The organism is Caldisericaceae bacterium (genome assembly GCA_036574215.1).
In the GTDB taxonomy this organism is placed as follows: Bacteria; Caldisericota; Caldisericia; order Caldisericales; family Caldisericaceae; genus Caldisericum.
Genome location: JAINCR010000089.1, coordinates 1 through 3,761, shown reverse-complemented (window position 1 = coordinate 3,761; position 3,761 = coordinate 1). Strand labels below are relative to the sequence as shown.

The window sequence follows — 3,761 nt, the reverse complement described above, 5'->3', positions numbered from 1 at the left end:
AAAGTAGATAATGTTTCAGTTGGTGCAGTAACAACTTATACATTTGAGAATGTTACAGCGAATCATAAAATTGAGGTTGAATTTGAACCAATTACATTTACTATAACTGCTTTTGCAGGTACAAGCGGAACAATCTCACCATCTGGTTCAATCACTGTTAATTACGGTGAAAGTAAAACATTCACAATTACTCCTGATTCAGGCTATAAGATTTCTGATGTAAAGGTAGATGGTGCATCAGTTGGGGCAATATCAACATATACATTTACAGATGTAAAAGCAAATCATACGATTGAAGCAATATTTGAAAAAGAGATCACTCAAACAGTCATTGTTCTTCAAGTAGGAAACAGGTTATTTTTGGTAAACGGAGAGGAAAGATACCTTGATTCTCCACCTGTTATCAAGTATGGTAGGACTCTTGTCCCAATAAGACCTATAGTAGAAGCATTAGGTGGAAGTATAGATTGGGATAATGCAACAAGAAAAGTTACTATAACACTAAAAGATACTATCATTGAACTCTGGATTGGTAAACCACAGGCAAAAGTTAACGGTGATACTAAATGGATTGATGAGACTAACCACAAAGTTATGCCTGAGATCATTAACGGCAGGACTATGCTTCCTTTAAGGTTTGTTGTCGAATCTCTTGGTTGTGATGTAAAGTGGGAAGATACGACAAAGACGATAACGATAACGTACCAACCATAATATGGAATAGTTTGTTGAAAAGAAGTGCTGAATAGTTAATTGAATTATTGTTTACGGGCGGAGCAATGTAGCTCTGCTTTTATTTTTATGAGTCTTTTAATGATTTTTTATAGTTTCTAACATATGAGTCTTAATACTTGACAAATTTCTTAAAAAGTATAGACTTTTTTAAGGGAACCTTTTGCTTGAAAATGTTTTATCAGAAGATAACATAATTTTAAAGGCGACAATTACAGAGAAGTAAAAATTTACGCGAAAGGAGGAGTTATAATGTTGGTACTAAATGATCAGCGTTATAAAACAATTTCTAAGATTGTCGCGGCATCTTTGGCTATGGGATTTACTTATCATCTTACAGGATTGCTTCCTTACTATCCATTAAACTGGCGTTCGCTTTTAATTCTTGCTGTAGGCTTTATGTGGATTCTTAAACCAGCTGGAGGACTAATTTTCACATTGGCGGTATACATCCTACCAATAGCGTATAACTCAATAACTTTGGCGATATTGTATTTATTATTCATATTAACAGGGTTAGCTGGGCCTTATGGATTTCTTGTAATGTCAGTAGCTACAGTTACTCTTCTAATCCCACAGTTAACAGTTCTACTTCCTGTTGCGCCGCTAATGGCAGGTTTTGTAGGTAGGCGTCGTGGTGTGCTTTTAGCAGTTCTCACATGTTTTTTAGTCGAGATACTTGCATTGTTAAGAGGGCAAGCCAATGCCGGATTGGTTATGTTAGGGACACAAACTAAACCGCTCGTCTATTTACATTCAATGCCTGTTAATTCTTTATTGGATTTCACATGGCTTAAAACAATAACGGCTGAAAAAAGTGTAGATTTACATCTGCTTTCAAAGTTGTTTACGCCTTTTATTGAGCGCCCTATTCTTATAGCCCAGATTGTTCTGTGGGCAGTAACTGCAGGTGTTATTGGATCTTTACTGGATAAGTCAAAACCGGTAAACCTAAATACGCGGTTGATTGCGATAGGCACTGGTGCGATCATTCTTTTTGCAGGGAGTTTGATGTTACCTGTGTTAATATTAGAAAGTAATATAAATATCAATAAATTCGTTTTAGGTATTTTTGTGTCTTCGGCCTTAGTATTTTTAATATCACCTTTTCTTGAAATTTTAGCTAAAACATTATCTTCATCCTTGCAAAGTTATGAGCAATCTACAGAAGCAGGAGTTGAGGAGTACAATAGACCAACTCCGATATATAGACAAATACCTTCAGATAACTGGGATGAATTAGCAGGCATTGATGATATCAAGGATGAAATAATGGATGCTATAAAGTCTCAATTTGATCAAAAAACACGTCAAACACTTTTAAAAATGTCTATTAAGCCTACGCGAGGTATTTTACTATTTGGTCCTCCTGGAACAGGTAAAACAAAGTTAGCTCGAATTATAGCTCATGAAGCTAAAGCCTCGTTCTTTGCTGTTAGTGGGACAGAATTCACAAGTAAATGGTTTGGTGAATCTGAAGCAAATTTGAGAAAGATCTTTGAAGAAGCATATAATAACAGGCCTTCTGTATTGTTTTTTGATGAGATAGAAGCGTTTTTACCTAAACGAACGGAGTTATCTAGGTCTGATGCACCAGAGAAAGGTATTGTTGGCACATTCTTAGCTTATACAGATGGTATTGGTGATTTAGATGGTGTATTATTAGTTGGAGCAACGAATTATCCAAATTTGATTGATCCAGCAGCGTTACGCCCTGGCCGTTTTGATAAACTTATTTATATTAGCCCACCAGGTCTTGAAGCGAGATACAAAATTTTGGAAAGATACTTGGAAGGTAAGGAACTTGCATCTGATGTAGATTTGCGTAAATTAGCAAAACGTATGGAACGTTTTACAGGTGCCGATATTCAATCTGTGTGTACTGAGGCAATTAAAAAAGCAGTTAAAGATGGTGGAAATAAACCAAGGCCAATAACTATGTCTGATTTAGAGACTGCCGTTGAGGGTATTAAGCCGTCAGTTACATTTAAAATGTTGTATGAGTATGAATCTATAGCAGACCAATATGGTAGGCTTTCTAAAAAGAAAAAAGCAGAGGAAATTATTAGTAAGCCCCTTTTAAGTTGGGATGATGTGGTGGGATTAGAGGATGTAAAGGAGGCACTTTATGAAATGATTGAGATGCCTCTAGCACACCCTGAGTTATTCAAGGAATATCATATTAAACCAAGTAAAGGTGTTTTACTTTTTGGACCTCCTGGTTGTGGTAAAACTTTTTTGGCTAAAGTTGTTGCAAGTGAAGCGAAAGCTCACTTTCTTTATATAAAAGGGCCTGAATTATTACAGCAAGTTGTCGGTAAGTCAGAGGCGCAGTTAAGAGATTTGTTTATTCGTGCGCGTGAAAATACACCATGTATATTATTCTTTGATGAGATTGATGCAATAGGTGGTGCACGAGGAACAAGAGAAGAATCTGGCACTAAGATATTAACACAGTTTTTGACGGAAATGGACGGAGTAGAGGAATTGAAAGGAGTTATTGTTGTTGCGGCTACTAATCGCCCTGATACATTAGATCCGGCGTTAATGAGACCTGGAAGATTTGATAGGATTTTGTATATCCCTCCTCCAGATCGGCAAGCTCGATTAGGTTTGTTTAAAAAAGAGTTAGCTGGTAAACCAATTGCTGATGATGTAGATTACGAGCAACTGGCAGATATTACCAAGGATTATTCTTCAGCGGATATTGTTTCAATTTGTAATATGGTAGCAATGGATGCGGCAAAAGATACCTTACATTTAGGTAAAAAGCAACTTATCACAATGCAAAGATTACAGAATCTTATTGAGAAAACGCCTCCATCAATTACTGCAACTCAACTTGCTATTTATGAATCACTTAAAGATAAAATGCAACGGTAGGTAGTAAGTAGCACATTCGCTTTGCTCAGTGTAAAATCCGTGGAAAAATCTCCTCCTTCTTGTATTTCGATGGTATATTTAGAATAGCTCCTAGATGCCCTTCGAAAACAAATAAAATGGAACAAAAAAGAATAGGATAGTAAGTT

2 protein-coding genes are annotated in these 3,761 nt (G+C 36.2%); both read left to right on the top strand.

The features are described 5' to 3' along the window. A partial coding sequence (locus K6343_05480) for a hypothetical protein (protein ID MEF3245411.1) occupies nucleotides 1-714 on the top strand: 714 nt, incomplete at its 5' end. A 270-nt stretch (nucleotides 715-984) separates the two neighbouring features. After that, nucleotides 985-3,615, top strand: a complete 2,631-nt coding sequence (locus tag K6343_05475; protein MEF3245410.1) for an AAA family ATPase — start codon at nucleotides 985-987, stop codon at nucleotides 3,613-3,615. Nucleotides 3,616-3,761: the final 146 nt, after the last annotated feature.